Below are 19,353 nucleotides of genomic sequence, written 5' to 3' on the forward strand. Positions count from 1 at the left end.
TGAGACAGGTAAAAATAGGTCAAATGTTAAATTTTAATTAAACATCAAATAAATTAATTTTTACTTGTAACGTTTGGGTAGCCGCTGGTGTCTTATAGATATAAAATTAATTAATAACCTTAAAATATCATATTATGAAAGCTCTAAAATCAATCCTGTTAGGCTTCACGCTCTTAGTAGTGGGCACCGTAGCAAATGCTGCAACCAATCCGGCTGTTGCTTTAACCAAAAATGATGTATTGAACATCTACGTAAATGCTGTAGTTCACGGCAAAATTGATGGCCTTGAAAATATATTGGCAAAAGATGTCAAATACACGATGTTACGTGGCGATAAAGAATTTAACCTTAACAAAAAACAGTTATTGGAGTCGCTTAAGGCATCAGAAAACGTTGATCAGAATTGCACTTACACAACTTCGATCATGGACGAAAGCAACAACAAAATGGTGGTGAAACTAATTATGCGTTATGAGGGATATATCCGTACAAACCTGGTTACTATTGCCTTAAATCACGACGATTTTCAAATCACTAAAATCCGGGCCGAATCTTAATTTTAGTTTAGTTTTGTTTATAGTTAAATGTCCGCCGGTGAGCGGACATTTTCTTTTATATGGCTAAGATAACCGGTCTTCAAAAAATAAAAATGGCAAGAAGCTTTCTATTCCGTTGGCTACCCAAACCGGGCCCTTACCTACAAATAGAATAACTTTTACCTGTTCATTTTGCATCTTTTCGCATTCGGCAAGTACCTGCAGGCATGAGCCGCATGAGGTAACCGGCTTTTGCAGTTCAAATTCATCAGTATAGGCAGTAACCGCCATAGTTTCAATAGAATCATCCGGATGGTTAGCTCCCCAATAAAACAACGCTACCCGCTCGGCACATAACCCGGAGGGATAAGCTACGTTTTCCTGGTTGCTGCCGTGTATAATTTTGCCGCTCTTTAATCGCAAAGCGGCGCCTACTTTAAATTTGGAATACGGCGAATGTGAATGTACCATTGCATTTACAGCCTCTGCACACAATGCCTGGTCTGTAACACCTAATTCATCAACTGAAGAATACTCCTGAAAAGCTATCTTAATTTCGTGATTGATCATTTATTAACCCTCTCTGAAAAAAGGAGGGGAAACAAGATAAGGAAATTTAAAGTAAGGTTTATATATTTTAAAAAAACAACAGGCATATCATCACGGAAGTAAAAAGCCCCCTTGTTCTGATTGAACAAAAGGGCTCTTATTATTTAGGGGGAAGGTTAGGCTACCGCTAATACTTCGTCGCCGGCAATAGTTGGGTTTACACTTTCATCGTCCTTCTCCACCCGCAGGTTGCCGATAATGTGCTGCTGCCTTGCCGGCGTGTTTTTGCCCATAAAGTATTCCAGCAAACCTTTGATATTGGCATCTTTCAGAATCACCGGATCCAGGCGCATATCTTTACCGATAAACAGCCCAAACTCGTCGGGCGATATCTCGCCTAAGCCTTTAAAGCGGGTAATCTCTGGCTTCACGCCTAGTTTAGCAATGGCATTACGGCGCTCTTCGTCGCTATAACAATAAATCGTTTCTTTTTTATTGCGCACGCGAAACAACGGTGTTTGCAATATAGATACGTGCCCGGCCTTCACTATATCAGGGAAAAACTGCAGAAAAAAAGTCATCAACAGCAAGCGGATGTGCATGCCGTCTACATCGGCATCGGTAGCTATTACGATGTTGTTATAACGCAAGCCCTCAAGGCCATCCTCGATGTTCAGCGCATGCTGGAGTAAATTAAACTCTTCGTTCTCATAAACTACTTTCTTGGTTAAACCAAAACAGTTTAATGGCTTACCTTTTAGGCTGAACACTGCCTGCGTCATCACATCGCGCGATTTAGTGATCGATCCGCTCGCCGAGTCGCCCTCGGTGATGAATAAAGTGGTTTCCTGCTTACGTTCATGATTATCGTCAAAATGCAGTTTGCAGTCGCGAAGTTTGCGGTTATGCAATGACGCTTTTTTAGCGCGCTCATTGGCCAGTTTTTTAATACCGGCAATGTCTTTACGTTCGCGCTCTGATTGCATGATACGTTTCAGCAAAGCGTCAGCAGTTGCCGGGTTTTTGTGCAGATAGTTGTCCAGTTCTTTTTTAACGAAATCATTCACAAAACCACGAACCGAAGGCCCATCCGGACCAATATTCAGCGAGCCCAGTTTAGTTTTAGTTTGCGACTCAAATACCGGCTCCTGCACCTTGATTGAAATAGCCGAAACAATCGACGCCCGGATATCAGATGCATCAAACTCTTTTTTATAAAACTCGCGTATAGTTTTAACTACCGCTTCACGAAAAGCCGCCTGGTGCGTACCCCCCTGCGTGGTATTCTGACCATTTACGAACGAATAATATTCTTCGCCGTATTGCTGTCCGTGTGTCATGGCTATCTCGATGTCATCCCCTTTTAGGTGGATGATAGGGTAGCGTATTGTTTCTGCATCAGTGTTTTTAGTTAACAGATCATACAATCCGCGCTCTGAAAAATATTTTTGATTGTTGAAATTGATGGTCAGCCCGGAGTTCAGGTAAACATAATTCCAGATCATGTTCTCTACAAATTCCGGAATAAAACGGTAGTGTCTGAAAATTGTATCGTCAGGCAAGAAATTGATTGCCGTACCATTGCGTTGTGTGGTATCTTTTTCAGGCTCCTCTTTTACCAGTTCGCCTTTTTCAAACTCGGCTATTTTAGTGCGGCCGTCGCGGTATGATTGTACGATAAATGAAGTAGATAAAGCGTTAACAGCCTTGGTACCTACACCGTTCAAACCAACCGATTTCTGAAAGGCTTTACTATCATACTTACCACCGGTATTTATTTTAGATACGCAATCTATCACCTTGCCCAGCGGAATGCCGCGGCCATAATCGCGAACGTTCACTTTATGATCGCTGATATTAATTTCGATGGTTTTACCTGAACCCATCACAAACTCGTCGATCGAGTTATCCACTATCTCTTTCAGCAACACATAAATACCGTCATCAAATGCCGACCCGTCACCCAGTTTACCAATATACATACCCGGGCGCAGGCGTATATGCTCCTTCCAGTCTAACGACCGGATACTATCTTCACTATAATTTACTGGTTCTGCCATTTTTTTTGATCAAATATTTATTCAGGGCGCAGCAAATGGCCCTCCAGCAAAAATAAAACTTAGGCGCTCAAATTCTAATTTAAACTGTTAACATATTCACACGCCGTGTAGCGATAGAGTTGATTGTGAAGATTAGCCGTTACCTTAAATACGAAGGCAGCAATTAATACAACCAGTCTTTACAACTATTCCTTAAACTTCAGGCAGCTGCTGGCCAGGTTCATGTTTTTAAAAAACTCCGGGCCTTTGTCGTTGGTAAAACAAATAGCCATCACCGTGCCGGATCCGTTTTTTTGAAGCACCGTAATAAAGGCATATTTATAATGCTTGGTTATAGGTGTATCATTAATACTTATTAAATAAATGCACCCCGCATCGGCATTGTACCTGTTTAGTATATATTGCGGCAATGTGTGTTTTGAATGTATTTTTTCCGAAGTAAATGACGCTATCTGATCCTGCGCTATGCTTATAAACAATGAGTCGGGGTTATTAACCTTAATATTTTTATCAGACAATAATTTCTCGTTTTCCTTTTGTGTATTTACCCGGAACCATATCTCGAAGTCAGCATCGGGCAATATCATTGCATAATCAAATTGATAACTATCAGTATTCGGAGCTTTTATTTCTTTAAATCCTTCGGGAAAAGTAAATGCAACATCAATTTGGGCTAATGAAGCATCAAAAATTTTCAACTGTGATTGTGGGCCTGTAGTGGCTTTGTTTATTTGTGCTGCTACGGGGGCCGCAAGAAGCAGTAAAAAAGCAACCAATAAGCAGCTAATTTTAGTAGTGATAATATTCATGGTCAAAACTCAAAAACGGTGTTTTTTAGTTTTATATTATTTATAATTAAATTTATCAATAAATTCTAATATCAATTTAATATTCAGATAATTGAATATTAAATAATACAACTATTGGTGCTATTAGTCTAATTGATATTCAATGATGCGTTTCTGCGGATCAAAAGGCGCAAGCTCATTTAACCCCATAGCCTGAATGGCGGCATCAATCAATTTAGTTTCGTTTACAACGTGGGTAATTCCCTGCTTCTGCAAAAAATATCGGCCGGCGTCTGTCATGGCTTTTAGGGGGATCATGCCAACCAGTTCGCTACCAGTTACTTCTGTCCCGTGATCTGCGGCCTTAGCACAAACTTCGTCAAACACCACATGTATGGGCGTTGCCGAAATATTGGTCAAATTCATAGACACCTGGGCTTTCCTGTACTCCTCCATATACCAGCCAATTGCTTTAACGTATTTTAAAGTTCCGGGGATACGTTTTTTTCCGGTTTCGTCTATAATTATTTTTCCGGTTTCTCTAATATCCTGAGCTATCTCATTGGCTATGTTGGTCGAGGCTGTATTTAAGTTGATATTATATGCAATTAAAAAATCGCGGGCACCAATTACAGTGGCCCCTCGTTTAGCATCCATCTCAGCCGGACCAAAATCGGGTTTCCAATTCGGAATCTTTATTTTTTTAAAAAAGCCCTCGTACTCCCCGGCACGTATGGCTGCCAGGTTACTCCGCCTTTTATCAGACTGCGAATTTTCATACAGGTAAACCGGTATTTGCAATTCATTGCCCACCCGGCTGGCCAATTTCCCGGCATAAACTACAACCTCATCTATACTGATGTTGCTGACCGGTATAAGCGGACAAACGTCAGTAGCGCCCATACGCGGATGAGTACCCTTTTGTATGCGCATATCTATCAGTTCGCCGGCCATTTTTATGGCCAGGAATGCCGCTTCAATTACAGCTTCCGGCTCGCCGGCAAAGGTTACCACCGTACGATTAGCATCGCGCCCCGGATCAACATTTAATAACTGCACCCCTGCTACCGAGCCAATCTCGCCGGTTATACTTTGAATAATTTCCTGGTCTGCACCTTCACTGAAATTAGGGACACATTCTATAATCTGATTCATAATGTACAATTGCAATTTAAATATTATTTATACGTGCGGAAATCTTTGTTTGTAACGAATTTGTATAAAATAAATATGGAAAATATCACCGTTCAACTAACCTAATAAGCATAACTGTCTGAAATCAAGGCGACAAAAAAATATTTTCAAAAAAATTTGGAAGTATCCGTTTTTGATCTACATTTGTAGTGTACTATTTAACTAATACACATAAACAATGATTAAAATCACGAATTTATCGTTCGGTTATGGCAAACATAAACTGTTTGACAGCTTAAATCTATCGCTAAAACGGGGGCACATTTATGGTCTACTAGGGATGAATGGCGCCGGTAAATCAACGCTGCTTAAAAATATTGCAGGTTTGGCTATGCCGTGGTCAGGCACTTGTGTAGTTAATGGCGGGGTTGCAGTCAAACGCAATCCATCTTTCTTACAGGAACTATTCTTTATACCCGAGGATATTTACTTACCGCCCGTTACTGCTAAACAATTTGCTGAAAGCACCGGGCATTTCTATCCCAAGTTTGAGCACAAACAATTTGAGCAGCTACTGGCCGATTTTGACATCCCTATCAACAGATCACTTACCAAGTTATCGCTGGGTCAACAAAAAAAAGCTTACATCGCTTTCGGGATCGCAGCCAATACTTCGCTATTAATTATGGACGAGCCTACCAATGGACTGGATATTCCCTCAAAAGCACAATTCCGCAAACTGGTAGCGTCGGTCCTTACTGATGATCGTTGCGTCATTATCTCCACTCATCAAGTGCGCGACCTGGATAACCTGATCGATACCGTATTGGTACTACATAAAAACTATATCATACTTAACCAATCGCTCGACGAGATCAGTGAGAAGTTAAACTTTGGCGTCATCCCGGCTAACAGCGCTGACTACATTTACGCTGAGCAACACTTGAGCGGACTGAATGCAATCACAGAAAACACTGACAACAGCTTTACCAAAGTAGACATGGAATTGCTATTTAATGCTATAATAAATAACAACCTAAACCTCATCACCTTATTAAACAAAACCGGCAATGAACAACACATTTAACCTTACCCGCTTTGGCTGGTATTTTAAGAAACATACCATTGATCATGGCCGTACCTATCTGTTATCATTAGTAGCAGCGGTAGGCATAGTTTTTTTAGGGCTGGGCTTACCTGCTTTTCTAGGTGTAGGAGTAGTAACCCAAAACTATCAATATGGTATGTATATATTCTTGATTTGGTTGGGCGGCAGTATATTTACCAGCACCATCTTTGCCGAGCTGAGTGATAGGAAAAAAGCTATTTTGACGCTAACCTTGCCGGTTTCTCATCTGGAAAGATTTTTAGTGGCGTGGCTGTATACGTTTCCAATTTTTCTGGTCGCTGCCAACATCTGTTTTTTTGCAGTAGACAGCCTGGTGCTGAGTATGAGCCACCCTGTTATCGAGCCCAATAGACTACTAAATCTATTTGACACCAAAACGCCCGGAATTTTGGCATTAGTAGCATTCATGGTGTTTCAAATCCCTTGTTTTTGGGGCGCCGTCTACTTTAATAAACTGCATTTTATAAAAACTGCCTTTTTGTTCTTCATGGCATGTCTGGCGATCACTATACTAAATAAAGCCATCTTACGGCTGGTAAGCGGCGGCGACCTTTCTTCATACAATTTATTTTTCCAAAATCAAGTTTTCATAAAAGGTAAATACTACTCGTTTACATTAAGTAACAGCACCTACATAATAAGCTGGATAATTTACGCATCGACCGGCCTTTTACTATTGGTAAGTGCCTTTTATAAGTTAAAAGAAAAACAGGTTTAAGCCATGAACTTTAAAGATAAAGAAGCCATATACCTTCAAATTGCAGACTATGTGAGCGAACATATCACCCTGGGTAAATGGCTGCCCGAAGCCAAAATACCATCAGTACGTGAGCTGGCGACTGAATTACAAGTAAACCCTAATACGGTGATGCGTACTTACGAATATCTGCAACAAAAAGGCATCGTTTTTAACAAGCGCGGCCTCGGCTTATTTGTGTCCGCTGATGCGACCACACAGATAAAAACCATACGCCGGGAGCGCTTTTTACAACAGGAACTGCCAGACTTCTTAAACAGCCTTTACTTGCTGGATATAAACCCCGAACAGATATTAAAATATTACCAGGATTTTAAAAAAATTAAGGATACTCAAAATGAAAACAAGCAATAAATTACTCACAGCTGTAGCGGTCTTACTCATCGCGTCTGTAGTACTATCTGATACCGCACTACAAGCCGAATATTTAAAGGGAGATTATAAAAAACCCCACTATGGCATGGTGTCTGTACCGGTAAAAGATTTTGATGCCATACAGGATTATATCGCGGACGACATCCAACTGGATGTAAGCCAAAGCGAAAAATTTGAAGTGTGGATTGATAAAGGTACAGACAAAGACCTGGTATTTAAAGTTGAAAACCGTATATTAAAAATCAATTTTAAAAATATTAATAACGGCAACGATCACAACTACGTCGTCAAAATCAAATGCCCGCGCATAAATAGCTTAAGCACAGCTACCTCTCCAAGTGCCAAAACTATTTATAATTGGGGGACAACAACTATTGGGTGGTTTAAGCAAGATTCACTGCGAATAATAAGTAACGCACCGGGCACGGTTTCCGTTACCGGCGAACTTAAAAAATTGAATATCCTAAACTATCAAGGTGAAGTAGGCGTGGGCGGCAGTAAAATAGACACGGCAAACTTTAACATACAAAACGAGAGTAAATTAACAATAGACGATGTCCGTATAGGAAAAATAAACTATAACCTTTCAAAAAAAGCCAGGGTTACGCTATCCGGTAATTCTGCAAAACAATTGATGCACTGATAATTATTTTCGACCTAAACCCTTACACCTAAATATGCTTTCCTTTTTGGGGAGCATGTTTGATCTATCCGCAACTAAGTAAAAACTTCTGTATCTTATAATCAGCTTGTTACAAATGTTAAAATTCGTTAATAAATGTTAAATCATTTGCTCTACTAAAAAGTTAGTTATACATTAGTAGCACTAAACAAACCTAATCTTAATGAAAATCACAATACGTTTAGCTGCGTTTTTAATGTTGCTAAATCTGTCTGCCTACGCGCAAAGCAACTATACCATTAAAGGTTCGGCGGTTGATACGGCCGAAAAGAAAGCTTTGCTCAATACCACCATCATGGTGCTTAATGCAAAGGATTCAACCCTGCGCAAATTTACCCGTGCCAAAAGCGATGGCTCATTTGCTATTAACAATTTAATGGCCGGTAAATTTATACTGGTATTGTCCTATCCCGGCTATGCTGATTATACTGAAGGCTTTACTTTGGAGGATAAGAATCGGCAGCATAATTTCGGCAAGATAGGCTTGACACAAACTTCACGCCTGTTGCGCGACGTCATTGTTAAAGGCGAGGTGAGAGCTATCAAAATAAAAGGCGATACCACCGAATTTAATGCCAAAGCTTATGTGATACAACCCAATGATAAGGTGGAAGATCTGATCAAGCAATTCCCGGGCATACAAGTGGACAAGGATGGCAAAATCACGGCCCAGGGCAAGTCGGTTGATAAGGTTTTGTTAGATGGCGAAGAATTTTTTGGCGACGACCCTACGCTGGTTACTAAAAACATACGTGCAGATATGGTTGATAAAGTGCAGCTGTATGATAAAAAAAGCGACCAGGCCACCTTTACCGGCATTGACGACGACAAGGCCGTAAAAACACTGAATATTAAATTAAAAGAAGGCAAAAAATCTGGTTCATTTGGTAAAGCAATTGCCGCGGAAGGTACGGACAAATATTACCAGGGCCAGTTGATGTATAATAAGTTTCAGAACAAGGAAAAGATATCTGTTTATGGCATTGGCTCAAACAATGGTACCACCCGGCTTGACTGGGACGACGCCCAAAGGTATGGTGATAACAGCGCTATGGAACTGAATGATGACGGTAGCATGTCTTTCAGTTTTGGTGGTGGCGACCTTTATTATGACGATAGGGGTTTACCTAAGGCTATCACAGGTGGGGCGCATTACGACAACAAATGGGACAAAGACAAATACGCTATTAACGGCAATTACAAAGTTGGCCAACTAAGTATTGATGGCGACCAAAGTACCATTCGCCAAAATAACCTGCCCGACCGCGTGATCAATAGTACCAGTTCGCAGGTTTCGCACAAATCAAAATTTACTGAAGAACTCAACGCCAAACTGGAAGTAAAATTGGATACTACGGCTAATTTAAAAATAACCGCATCTGGTAATTATACAAATAATCAGAATAAGATTCTTAGTGCAGACACCAGCAGACGTGGCGACAACAGCCTGCTTAATCTGAATAATACCAGTAATATAAACAGTGTCGACAATCGCTTATTTAATGCCAGTATCTTCTACACCAAAAAGCTAAAGAAAAAAGGACGTACCTTATCTTTACTGGTAGCCGGTAATTCTAACGACAGTAAAGGTGCCGGCTATCTAAAATCAAACCTTGAATATTTTGACGATGCCGGTGCGTTAAGCACTACCCAGCCGACAGACCAGTTCAAAACCTCAGCCAACAAGGGGCAGGTTTTGAACACCAATATTACTTATACTGAGCCTGTTGCCAAAGGGATTGCTTTAGTGGTTAATTACAGTTTTAAACTTGATCAAGCCAGCTCAAACCAACGTGCCTATAGTCGTGGTACGCCCGATGGCGACTATAATGTATTGGTCGATTCTTTGAGTAATTTTTTTAAGCTAAATCAGCACGCGCAGCAAGCGGGAGCTATTTTGAACTATAATAAAGGCAAAACGGTAATTAACGTTGGCACCAAAGCTGCCAATGTTTCATTTGACCAGACTAATATTTATACCGGCAATGAACTGAAACGCCAATTTATCAATTGGTTTCCGCAGGCCAGTTATTTGTATAAGTTTTCTCAACAAACATCCTTTAGAGCAAGCTACAGCGGCAGTACGCAGCAACCAACTATAAATCAGATCCAGCCGGTTAAAGACAATAGCAATCCATTGTATATAACTTTAGGAAATCCAAATCTGACACCATCATTTTATAATCGTTTCTCTACATCGTACAACTCCTATAAAGTTTTAAGCGGCGAAAGCATTTATATAAACGGAACTTATGGTTTTACAACTAATGTTATTGTAAATAATACTTCAACAGATGCTATTGGTAAAACCACCAGCCAATATTTTAACCTTGTTGGTAAAACGCAACATACTTATAATGGATATCTTAGTTATAGCCGTAAACTTGCCGGCCTGAATGTTGGCTTTAACGGTAACCTATATAGCAGGACTACCTATAATATGGTTACCAACGCTGTTAACGGCGTGAGCCAGTTAAATACCAGCAATAACAGTTCTTACAGCGGCAATTTGAGCATTAATAAATATGTTCAAAATAAATATGATTTTTATATATCAGCCGGCCCAACTTACAGCATTACCCAAAGTTCATTGCAAACATCGTATAACAGCAATAGTGGTGGCTTCAATGCCCGGGGTTGGGCAGGGCTCTACCTTCCGCATAATTGGCAGTTAGGTACAGACGGAAGTTACACCTATACCGCTAAAACGACAACTTTACCGGAATTTAAGCGTACTTTATTAAACGCCTCAATCAGTAAAGCCTTCTTTAAAGATAAAAGCTTAAAAATAATGGGTACCTTAAACGATATCCTGAACCAAAATCAAGGCTATAACCGCTATGCCAACGGAGGTATAATTACTGAGGAAAGATATACTACCATCAAAAGATATTTCCTGCTAACCCTGTCGTACGATTTTTCAAGAATGAGTGCCGGCACCACTAAATAAACCCATGAAAAACCTGATAACAACCGTTTGCTGCTTTTTTATAGTAATTGGCAGTTGCATGGCCCAGGAGGTGCATTTCACCTCATCGGGCATTATTGAGTTCGAAAAAAAATCAAACATATTTGCCTTGATAAGCAAAGAGATCAATAAAGATAATGAGGATTGGGTAGCCAAACCTTTTGAAGAATATAAAAAGAACAATCCTCAGTTTAAAGCAGCAAAAAGCACGCTCAAATTTGGTAATAATAAAACCCTGTTTACGCCGCTCGAAGATGAAGAAAAGCGCAATAACTTTTTCAACACAGAGATGGCCAATCAAAACTCAACCATCTATACCGATTTTAGCACCGGCATGAGCACTGCCCAAAAAGCGGTATTCGAGCAAACTTTTTTACTGAAGGATACAACCCGTAAAATTAACTGGAAAATAACCGACGAGACCCGCGATATTGCAGGTTACCCCTGTCGCCGAGCTAATGCCATTGTTATGGATTCTATCTACGTGGTGGCCTTCTATACCGACAAAATACTGATTACCGGCGGGCCTGAATCGTTCACCGGTTTGCCGGGAATGATTCTACAGGTAGCATTGCCGCATGAAAATGTATCCTGGATTGCTACCAAAGTCACAGAGACCCCTATCCCCGAAAATGAAATAGTACCGCCTAAAAAAGGAAAAACCGTAAACAATCAATTGTTCAGAGAAACGCTGAACAAAGCGTTAAAAGATTGGGGGACATGGGGCCACTCCTACCTCAAAGCCTTTTCATTATGACGTTTCAGTTTTTCAAATACTTGCAAATAGCTGTGATCTAATTTCCTTGTCTGCCTTTCACCATGATCTTCATTCCGCGGCGTTTCAGGGATATTTTAACATGCGCATATTCATCCTTTTCAATATTTTCAGCATAAGCGTCTATAATATCTCTATACGTCAGCACACCGGTTACCAATTTACTATTAGTGTTTGACACCACCGGTAATACATCCACATCATTTTTTGACATGTGTTCTATCGCCCTGCGCAGAGCATCTTCGCCGGTTACGGCAGCATTTACTTTAGTGGTCAGAATTGTTTTTATGGGCTCATCGCCTTTAACCTGGCCATCATAAATTTCTGACAGGCGAATCGTACCCGCATAGCCGCCCTGATCGTTCACTACTACAAAATGGCTTTCATCCCGGTGATTTGCTTTTATCCAGGCCTGCACATCGTGTATACTGGTATTGGCATTGATCAGGCTTTCGGTGCTATGAACTATTTGCGAAACAGTTATCTTTTGTAACAGATCAGGACTGAATGAATCAGGTACCGATAAACCGCGGCGAACAATTTTCTCAGTCATGATGGTGTTTTTCATCAAAAAGAAAGAAACAATATACGCACCGGTACAAGCGCCAAGCAATGGCAACAAAGCGTGCGACTGCATAGTGGCCTCTAAAGCAAATACAATACTGGTTAAATAAGCACGTGAAGCGCCCGCAAACATAGCCGACATGCCAATTAGTGCCGATAGTGGAATAGTTATCCCGGCTTCTGGATATACTTTTAGCACCAATGCACCGATAACGGCACCTGCAGCACCACCCATAGTCATTAAAGGTGCCAGTGTACCGCCCGATGTACCGCTACCTAAAGCAATAGCCCACGACAGGAATTTGAAAATGCAAAGCGTAAGTACCAGGGTCATTGGCCAACTGCCCGACAGCAAACCGATGATGTTATCGTACCCTACACCTAACGTGTGTGGATAGAAAAACCCAATCACACCTACAGCCAAACCACCAAGGGCGGGGCACCACATCCAGTGAATAGGAAGTTCGTCAAATTTATCTTCAATCCAGTAAACTATTTTAGTAATGCCTAATGACAGGAAACCGACAACTATCCCCATAACACTATAAATCAACAGCGCTTCATTTGACGGTATTGAAATATCTGGCATAGGAAATACAGGGCCCGATTCAAACAAAAAATGATGACCTGCCGCACCTGTAATACACGCTAAGGCAACGGGCAATATAGCCCGTGGCGAAAACTCAAACAGCAGCAATTCAATAGCCAGGAATATACCGGCTATAGGTGTACCAAATATAGCCGCCATACCCGCTGTAGCACCTGCCGCCAAAATGATCTTGCGCTCATTCGAGGTAACTTTAAATATCTGCCCCAGTGTTGAGCCCAGGGCCCCGCCTGTTGCAATAATAGGTCCCTCGGCACCAAACGGGCCGCCGGTACCTATGGCTATAGCCGATGAAATTGGTTTTAATATAGTAATAGCCGGTTTAATGTTACTTTCATTCACTAATATCTGTTCCATAGCCTCGGGGATACCGTGCCCGCGTATAGCTTTCGATCCATACAATGCCATTAACCCTACAACAACGCCGCCTATAACCGGGATAACAACTACCCAGGCTCCTAAATGGTTATTGGCCGGGCTGTTAAACGCAAAGCTAAACGATCCGAAAAAAGAAATATTCGTGACGAGGTTAATAAGCGCCACTAATATTTTAGCTATAAAACTTATAGCGATAGCAACAGCCACACAGTAAAGGCTGATAGTCAATAAACGGCTTTTAGCAATAGAGGGCTTTTCCAGGCCGCCTTCGGCTTTTTCTAAACTGTTTAGTAATGGCGAAACCGGAATGCCACTTGGTGTATCTGAGTTTTTCATGATTAAAGAGCGAATGCAATTACGACCGGGGAGGTCAATAGAATGCTTTTAAATTTTTTGCAAAAGTATTGCTTATATAATAAATATAACAATATAATAACAGATTATTTCAATTTAGAATCATTAAAATCAAACTCTGATTAATTCCAAAACAGCACTAAAAGTCAGCGACCGGTATTTGAAGCAGCATTTAAAAAACTTAATTTTAATTGTCGCCTTAATTATAGCACAATAACTAAGCCGATATTACTACTAACCTGATTCGCCTTATGAGATCACTGCTACTAAGTGGCCTGCTGTCTTTAAGTTTACTTTTATCAGGGATGCGTGCCAAGTCGCAATCTGAGTATACTATTAGCGGCAGGGTTACAAACGAAAAACAAAAACCTATAAGCGGAGCTATAGTATTCATTGACGGCAGCCAGATTGCTACAGCTACTGATAATATAGGAAGGTTTGAAGTAAACGCGCCCGGCCCCGGCTCTTATCATCTGCTGGTTAAAATGATGGGATATGCAGTAGTCAGCAAAGATGTAATGTTGACCGGCAAGTCTATAAATTTAGACATATCCTTAACCATTAAACCCATAATACTGCATGAAGTTAACATTGGGTCAGATAAAAATTGGGCAAAAAACTACGCCATATTTAAAAAGGAGTTTTTGGGCACCACGGTCAACGCGCGGGCATGCGAAATCTTAAATCCCGAGATCATCAATTTCAGTACAAGTAAACGCATGCTTTATGCCGATGCAGATGATTTCCTGATGATTGAAAATAAAAAATTGGGGTACCGCATTAAATATTTACTTAAAACTTTTGAACATAGTGCATTAGCGCGCACTTCATACAGCGGCGATGTAATTTTTGAAGAATTGGCCGGAACAGAATACCAAAAGCAAGAGTGGGCAAAAAATCGCCTGGAGACATACAACGGATCGATGATGCATTTTTTGCGGGCCGTTTTCAATAATGTTACGCTAAATGAAGGCTTTGTTACCAATCAGATGTATCAAAGCAACGGCAAGCATTATTACAATCCTAATCCCATAAAATTTGACACCCTGGTAACTGCTATTAATACCTCTTTTGTATCGTTCAAATTTACAGGCTTACGTATTGTCTACGATCCGGTTAAAGCGACCGCTTTAATGGCATCAGACCATACAGCAGCCGCAAATAGTCACATTATAATGGAAGATATATCCGCTCCCGAAAAAACGGCATCAGAGTCTGAACTTATCCTGTCTTTAAAAGGCGGCGCTGTTGTTGACGCGGCAGGCCGCGTATTTTCAGGTTATCTGCGCAGCTTTTTAATCAGAGGCGCCTGGACTTATAAACGCGTGGGCGACCAGTTGCCATTTGAATATCAACCACCGGTTATAACATTTACAAAACCATGAAACAGCTGTACTTTGCCTTATCACTTGGTTTTTTATTGCTGTTGAGCTTTCAGGCATCGGCACAAAGTAAATCTACCATTACCGGCAAGGTTACTGACGAGTTCGGCGCGCCTTTAAAAAGTGCGACGGTTTTTTTGAGTGGTACGCAAAATATCACCGCGTGCGGCGATGATGGTAAATTCAGGCTTAATGGTATTGAACCGGGCAGCTATCAATTAAGCGTAACCATGGTTGGCTATTTCGCTTATTCGCAACCCGTTTCGGTTCTGGGCAAATCCACCAACATGGATATTAAGCTTAAACTAAAGCAAACGGCATTGAACCAGGTAAATATTGGCGGCAAAGACAATTTTGACGCCCATTTTAAAATATTCAGAGAATCTTTTTTGGGTAAAACAAAAAATGCGAACGACTGCGTTATTGTTAATCCGCATGTAATAAACTTCAGTACAGAAAAGGGTCTGTTGCTAGCCGATGCCGATGATTTTTTAATAATTGAAAACCCCAACCTGGGCTACCGCATTAAATATCTCTTAAAAAATTTTGGTTATAACGCAAAAATCGATGTTACCCTTTATGACGGTGAAACTAATTTTGAACCTATGAAAGGCACCGCTAAAATGCAAAAGGAATGGGATAAAAATCGGCTAAAAGCCTATCAAGGTTCCTTCATGCACTTTTTGCGTTCGGTTTATCAGAATAGGGCTTTAGAAGAAGGGTTTAGGATCTACTCCATTAATACAATCACAAAGGATCGTATGGGAAATGCGGATATGGAATATAACGTCCCCACTGTATGGTTTGACTCGCTGGTTAAGCCTATTGACACGTCTTTTGTAGCTTTTAAATTCAAAAAGCTCCTTTTCATGTACTATCCGCGAAAGGCACTGTCAGCAAAAGGCGATATGGCCTATACCAAGCCTATTCTTAAGGTACGCAGAGTAAGGCCGTCAATGACCATCATTTCGCTACATGCAAATAAAGCTATAATAGACAAACGAGGAGCGCACCGCGATTTTCGCGACTTTTTAATTGAAGGTAACCTGGCTAGGAACCGCGTAGGCGACCAGTTGCCTTTTGAATATCAGGCGCCGGCAAAAAAATAATATATTTGCTATTACCATGGCCTTAAACCCTAAATCCTTATTACTAACGCTGGCGGCAATCTTCTTTACTGTACTGGTTCAGGCCCAGGTATTTCTTCCGGTAACAGGCACGGTAGTCGACGAAAAAGGCGACCTGGTAAAAGGCGCTACCGTTTTTATAAGCGGCTCGTTGTTTAAAACCGTAACCGACGATAAAGGCGAATTCAGGATCAATAGCCTTACTGCCGGCTCCTATCAATTAGTTGTCAGAATGATGGGATACGCAATATTTGACCGTGCCATAATTTTAGAGAACAAACCAATAGACGTAAATGTACCCCTTATTATCAAACCTATAGCACTAAGCGAGGTAACCATAGGCCCCGGCGACGCCTGGGATAGTTACTACGTTTTATTTAAAGGTCAGTTTTTGGGCACGTCGCGTTTTGCCGACGGCTGCGAAATACTTAACCCTAAAATACTCAGTTTTAATTACAACAAAAAGAAAGGCATTTTAACTGCCGAGGCTGATGATTTTATACTGATAGAGAATAAAAGATTAGGTTACCATATACGCTATTTACTGCGGGACTTTCAATTTACCATAAACAGCAATACGGCTATTTTTGACGGCGATGCTTTATTTGACGAAATGGAAGGTTCAAAAGGCAGACGCGAAGATTGGGCCCGAAATCGCTACGATGCCTACAAGGGTTCGTTCATGCATTTTTTACGGTCGGTATACGCCAATAATGCATTAAAAGAAGGCTTTATTGCCAATCCGCTGTTTAAAGGCTTTTTAAAGGCCGACGGCGATGTTGATGTACCTATGGTGACTATTGATACTCGCCCGGTACGTTTTGACACTATATTAAAGAAAGTGGATACGACTTTTCAGTCGCTCCGGACAAACCAACTTTATGTTACTTACGACCCTAAAAAAGCAGCTAATTTAAAAACTAACTTAAAGACGGCTACGCTTAAAGATATTAAACTGGATAATAACGGCACTGAGTCGACAATGGTTAAACTACCTTTTAAACAAGCTGTTATTGACCGTAGAGGCAATTACACTAATTACCGTGCGTTTTTTATTCATGGCGATATGGCCAGCCGCCGGGTTGGCGATAAGCTGCCGTTTGATTACGAGCCGCCGGTAAAATAGTGAGTGGTAAATTGTTAATTGGAATAGCATCAACTATAATTTATTCACTACTCACCACAACACTGCTCATTAAATTTTACCCCACGGTGTCTCTTACTTTAAAACATTAAAGATATTTTTGAGGTAAAAACTGCAACAATGCTATCAGAACCAACTTACCTGCCTGCCCGTATGGTAGCCGCCTCGCTTGAAGGTCATTTCGCCAGGCACCTGGAAAATGCCAGGCAGCGCGGCACAGACAACCTGGCGCACGAGCCGCAGTCGGCTATCATAGAGTCGGTTATTGATGTTGCATTTTGGGCCAGTCTGCGTAAAGAAGAAGGGCATCCGCCAAAAATATCCATTGCCATACTAAAGCCTGAACAGGCTAGCCATCCGCTGGTGTTTGGCAACCGTATACGCTTAACGCCTCATAACTTAACCAAACTGGCGCCGGCTGTTGAAAGCCCCGGCATCCACCTGGGTGTGTGGTACGATGATGATGAATTGTACGTTTGGGGTACTACACTTACTATACCCGGTATCTGTTTTGTATTAGAAGTAGTTGAGCCCGGTTTACTGGTTATAAAACATAGCCGTACAGACGGATTTGGCAAGTTCCTGAACATCGCCGTGCTAAAAGGAGATGATATTAAAATAATCGACGAGCAAAATACAGGCATGCAAGACTGTCCGGCTTTGCTGGATTCATTACCGGGTATGGCTTCACCATTTGTTAATGGCTCTATTAATTTAATGGTCGAGTTGGCCACTTCTATGCGTAAGCATGGCCGCGGGGGCCTGGTACTAATAGTCCCCGAAAATTCGGAAAGGTGGAGAGAGTCGATTGTTCAACCAATGAGCTACCCGGTAATCCCGGCGTTTAAAGGTATTACCAAACTAATGTTGCAAGACCATTGTGAACGCCAAAAGGCCGACTGGCGCGATGCACTGGTGCGAGCCATAGATATTGTAGGCGGCTTTACAGCGGTTGACGGAGCCACTGTAATGACCCGCAATTATGAACTGCTGGCCTTTGGCGCTAAAATTGCCCGCTCAGGCATGAGTTCACCTGTCGACCAGATTGTAACCACCGAACCGGTGCTGGGCGGCACACCGGTAAAAATGCACCCCAGCCAAAACGGCGGCACACGCCATCTGGCCGCAGCACAGTTTGTCTTCGACCAGCGCAACGCCATTGCCCTGGTAGCTTCGCAGGATGGACGGTTCACCATCTTTGCCTGGTCAGAAGCCGTGCAAATGGTGCATGCACATCGGATTGATATATTGTTGCTGTAGATATTTTATCATCCCGCAGCGAAGGGTCTGCACATTTGGTAATTAAGTAGTCAGGTTCTACGCTTTGTTCAGAACGATATAATAAAGGGGCCGTCGATGGTCATTTCCGACCGTAGGGGAACTACCCTCTTGAGCATAGCGGAAAATCTTACACTGACACTCACTATACTTAGCGTATGTATAGATCTCTCCCCGTTGGTCGAGATGATATAAACAAAATATTGTCATTGAACCTTCAGGGGCCCGGGATGTTATAACTTAGCCTGACGGCCCCCTTTGTTTTATCCCTGCTTCTCCAAAAAGTCTTTCAAGCTTGTACCTGTAATATAAGTCCAGCCTTTGGCAAAGCTTTCTTTGGCGAATGATGGATTATCCTGAGGAAAAGTTTCCAAACCGCTGTGGGTTAAGCGCAGGCGTGTTTTTCCATCGCCTTCATCAAAAAGTCCGATAGAAACCAACGAGTCGCCGGGATACTCGTCATACCGCCAGGTGTATGACAACTTTTTAAACGGGATGACCTCCTGGACAATACATTGATGCCAAAAGGTTACTCCCTTATCGGTACCGCTGAAGCGAAACGTAAAACCAACGTCTGGTTTGAAGTCCTCCATCTGAAAATACCATCGCTTTAGTTTTTCGTTATCCGTCAATGCCTCCCAAACCTTACTCACCGGCGAGTTATAGGTTTGTTCAATTACAAATGGTTCTTTACTCATGATTAATGTTATTTAAGATGATGTTTTAGTTATTAAGAAATTCACCAAGCTTGTTAGCCAGATAGATC

17 protein-coding genes are annotated in these 19,353 nt (G+C 41.5%); 11 read left to right on the forward strand and 6 right to left on the reverse strand.

The genetic code is table 11. From position 1 onward, the window contains the following. Positions 1-134: 134 nt before the first annotated feature. Positions 135-557 (forward strand): hypothetical protein, encoded by a 423-nt coding sequence (locus ABD772_RS11760; protein WP_345104427.1) that lies wholly within the window; start codon positions 135-137, stop codon positions 555-557. Between the two features lie 63 nt (positions 558-620). On the opposite strand, the gene ABD772_RS11765 is transcribed toward ABD772_RS11760, so the two are convergent. The 4 genes from ABD772_RS11765 to ftcD form a co-directional block, all read right to left on the reverse strand. Beyond that, a complete protein-coding gene (locus ABD772_RS11765; protein ID WP_345104430.1) occupies positions 621-1,106 on the reverse strand; it encodes a cytidine deaminase in 486 nt (161 codons plus the stop codon). A gap of 155 nt (positions 1,107-1,261) precedes the next feature. After that, positions 1,262-3,145: a DNA topoisomerase IV subunit B gene (locus ABD772_RS11770; protein WP_345104433.1), complete on the reverse strand. Its 1,884-nt coding sequence runs from the start codon at positions 3,143-3,145 to the stop codon at positions 1,262-1,264. Between the two features lie 185 nt (positions 3,146-3,330). Continuing rightward, on the reverse strand, positions 3,331-3,954 hold the full coding sequence (locus ABD772_RS11775) for a hypothetical protein (protein WP_345104435.1): 624 nt from the start codon (positions 3,952-3,954) through the stop codon (positions 3,331-3,333). A 123-nt stretch (positions 3,955-4,077) separates the two neighbouring features. Then, positions 4,078-5,088: a glutamate formimidoyltransferase gene (ftcD, locus tag ABD772_RS11780; protein ID WP_345104438.1), complete on the reverse strand. Its 1,011-nt coding sequence runs from the start codon at positions 5,086-5,088 to the stop codon at positions 4,078-4,080. A 217-nt stretch (positions 5,089-5,305) separates the two neighbouring features. Between ftcD and ABD772_RS11785 the strand changes: the two genes are divergently transcribed. The 6 genes from ABD772_RS11785 (at position 5,306) to ABD772_RS11810 (ending at position 11,735) form a co-directional block, all read left to right on the forward strand. Then, entirely contained in the window at positions 5,306-6,154 is an 849-nt protein-coding gene (locus ABD772_RS11785; protein WP_345104440.1) for an ABC transporter ATP-binding protein, read from the forward strand. Then, positions 6,138-6,914 carry a hypothetical protein gene (locus ABD772_RS11790; protein WP_345104442.1) on the forward strand — a complete coding sequence of 259 codons (777 nt, stop codon included), beginning with the start codon at positions 6,138-6,140 and terminating at the stop codon, positions 6,912-6,914. Before ABD772_RS11785 ends, ABD772_RS11790 begins: the two co-directional genes overlap by 17 nt. 3 nt (positions 6,915-6,917) lie before the next feature. Then, a complete protein-coding gene (locus tag ABD772_RS11795; RefSeq protein WP_345104445.1) occupies positions 6,918-7,307 on the forward strand; it encodes a GntR family transcriptional regulator in 390 nt (129 codons plus the stop codon). Next, positions 7,291-7,971 (forward strand): GIN domain-containing protein, encoded by a 681-nt coding sequence (locus ABD772_RS11800; RefSeq protein ID WP_345104447.1) that lies wholly within the window; start codon positions 7,291-7,293, stop codon positions 7,969-7,971. The genes ABD772_RS11795 and ABD772_RS11800 overlap by 17 nt, the downstream gene beginning before the upstream one ends. A gap of 202 nt (positions 7,972-8,173) precedes the next feature. After that, positions 8,174-10,960, forward strand: a complete 2,787-nt coding sequence (locus ABD772_RS11805) for an outer membrane beta-barrel protein (protein ID WP_345104449.1) — start codon at positions 8,174-8,176, stop codon at positions 10,958-10,960. A 4-nt stretch (positions 10,961-10,964) separates the two neighbouring features. Further along, the gene (locus ABD772_RS11810; RefSeq protein ID WP_345104451.1) at positions 10,965-11,735 is read left to right on the forward strand and encodes a GLPGLI family protein; all 771 of its coding nucleotides are present in this window, start codon (positions 10,965-10,967) and stop codon (positions 11,733-11,735) included. Positions 11,736-11,772: 37 nt separating this feature from the next. Here ABD772_RS11810 and ABD772_RS11815 read toward each other — a convergent pair whose 3' ends face one another. Then, positions 11,773-13,638 carry a chloride channel protein gene (locus ABD772_RS11815; protein ID WP_345104454.1) on the reverse strand — a complete coding sequence of 622 codons (1,866 nt, stop codon included), beginning with the start codon at positions 13,636-13,638 and terminating at the stop codon, positions 11,773-11,775. Positions 13,639-13,907: 269 nt separating this feature from the next. Here ABD772_RS11815 and ABD772_RS11820 point away from each other — a divergent pair, with 269 nt between their 5' ends. From ABD772_RS11820 to ABD772_RS11835, 4 genes are all read left to right on the forward strand, one after another. Continuing rightward, positions 13,908-15,041, forward strand: coding sequence for a carboxypeptidase-like regulatory domain-containing protein (locus ABD772_RS11820; protein WP_345104457.1), 1,134 nt, complete (start codon positions 13,908-13,910; stop codon positions 15,039-15,041). Beyond that, complete coding sequence (locus ABD772_RS11825) at positions 15,038-16,147, forward strand: carboxypeptidase-like regulatory domain-containing protein (protein WP_345104459.1); 1,110 nt, start codon at positions 15,038-15,040, stop codon at positions 16,145-16,147. The genes ABD772_RS11820 and ABD772_RS11825 overlap by 4 nt, the downstream gene beginning before the upstream one ends. Positions 16,148-16,163: 16 nt before the next feature. Next, positions 16,164-17,291: a carboxypeptidase-like regulatory domain-containing protein gene (locus ABD772_RS11830; RefSeq protein WP_345104461.1), complete on the forward strand. Its 1,128-nt coding sequence runs from the start codon at positions 16,164-16,166 to the stop codon at positions 17,289-17,291. A gap of 138 nt (positions 17,292-17,429) precedes the next feature. Further along, positions 17,430-18,569 (forward strand): putative sensor domain DACNV-containing protein, encoded by a 1,140-nt coding sequence (locus tag ABD772_RS11835; protein ID WP_345104464.1) that lies wholly within the window; start codon positions 17,430-17,432, stop codon positions 18,567-18,569. A gap of 281 nt (positions 18,570-18,850) precedes the next feature. Here the strand turns inward: ABD772_RS11835 and ABD772_RS11840 are convergent, their stop codons facing one another. Then, positions 18,851-19,285 (reverse strand): SRPBCC family protein, encoded by a 435-nt coding sequence (locus tag ABD772_RS11840; protein WP_345104467.1) that lies wholly within the window; start codon positions 19,283-19,285, stop codon positions 18,851-18,853. Positions 19,286-19,353 lie beyond the last annotated feature (68 nt).

Origin of the sequence: Mucilaginibacter panaciglaebae (assembly GCF_039539265.1) — a bacterium.
Classification (GTDB): domain Bacteria; phylum Bacteroidota; class Bacteroidia; order Sphingobacteriales; family Sphingobacteriaceae; genus Mucilaginibacter; species Mucilaginibacter panaciglaebae.

What these genes read in the sequence shown, in the direction of transcription:
- ABD772_RS11815 (WP_345104454.1), bottom strand. Translation starts at nt 13,638, where the DNA reads ATGAAAAACTCAGATACACCAAGTGGCATTCCGGTTTCGCCATTACTA.
- ABD772_RS11840 (WP_345104467.1), bottom strand. Translation starts at nt 19,285, where the DNA reads ATGAGTAAAGAACCATTTGTAATTGAACAAACCTATAACTCGCCGGTG.
- ABD772_RS11790 (WP_345104442.1), top strand. Translation starts at nt 6,138, where the DNA reads ATGAACAACACATTTAACCTTACCCGCTTTGGCTGGTATTTTAAGAAA.
- ABD772_RS11775 (WP_345104435.1), bottom strand. Translation starts at nt 3,954, where the DNA reads ATGAATATTATCACTACTAAAATTAGCTGCTTATTGGTTGCTTTTTTA.
- ABD772_RS11770 (WP_345104433.1), bottom strand. Translation starts at nt 3,145, where the DNA reads ATGGCAGAACCAGTAAATTATAGTGAAGATAGTATCCGGTCGTTAGAC.
- ABD772_RS11835 (WP_345104464.1), top strand. Translation starts at nt 17,430, where the DNA reads ATGCTATCAGAACCAACTTACCTGCCTGCCCGTATGGTAGCCGCCTCG.
- ABD772_RS11795 (WP_345104445.1), top strand. Translation starts at nt 6,918, where the DNA reads ATGAACTTTAAAGATAAAGAAGCCATATACCTTCAAATTGCAGACTAT.
- ABD772_RS11820 (WP_345104457.1), top strand. Translation starts at nt 13,908, where the DNA reads ATGAGATCACTGCTACTAAGTGGCCTGCTGTCTTTAAGTTTACTTTTA.
- ftcD (WP_345104438.1), bottom strand. Translation starts at nt 5,088, where the DNA reads ATGAATCAGATTATAGAATGTGTCCCTAATTTCAGTGAAGGTGCAGAC.
- ABD772_RS11785 (WP_345104440.1), top strand. Translation starts at nt 5,306, where the DNA reads ATGATTAAAATCACGAATTTATCGTTCGGTTATGGCAAACATAAACTG.
- ABD772_RS11810 (WP_345104451.1), top strand. Translation starts at nt 10,965, where the DNA reads ATGAAAAACCTGATAACAACCGTTTGCTGCTTTTTTATAGTAATTGGC.
- ABD772_RS11805 (WP_345104449.1), top strand. Translation starts at nt 8,174, where the DNA reads ATGAAAATCACAATACGTTTAGCTGCGTTTTTAATGTTGCTAAATCTG.
- ABD772_RS11800 (WP_345104447.1), top strand. Translation starts at nt 7,291, where the DNA reads ATGAAAACAAGCAATAAATTACTCACAGCTGTAGCGGTCTTACTCATC.
- ABD772_RS11765 (WP_345104430.1), bottom strand. Translation starts at nt 1,106, where the DNA reads ATGATCAATCACGAAATTAAGATAGCTTTTCAGGAGTATTCTTCAGTT.
- ABD772_RS11830 (WP_345104461.1), top strand. Translation starts at nt 16,164, where the DNA reads ATGGCCTTAAACCCTAAATCCTTATTACTAACGCTGGCGGCAATCTTC.
- ABD772_RS11760 (WP_345104427.1), top strand. Translation starts at nt 135, where the DNA reads ATGAAAGCTCTAAAATCAATCCTGTTAGGCTTCACGCTCTTAGTAGTG.
- ABD772_RS11825 (WP_345104459.1), top strand. Translation starts at nt 15,038, where the DNA reads ATGAAACAGCTGTACTTTGCCTTATCACTTGGTTTTTTATTGCTGTTG.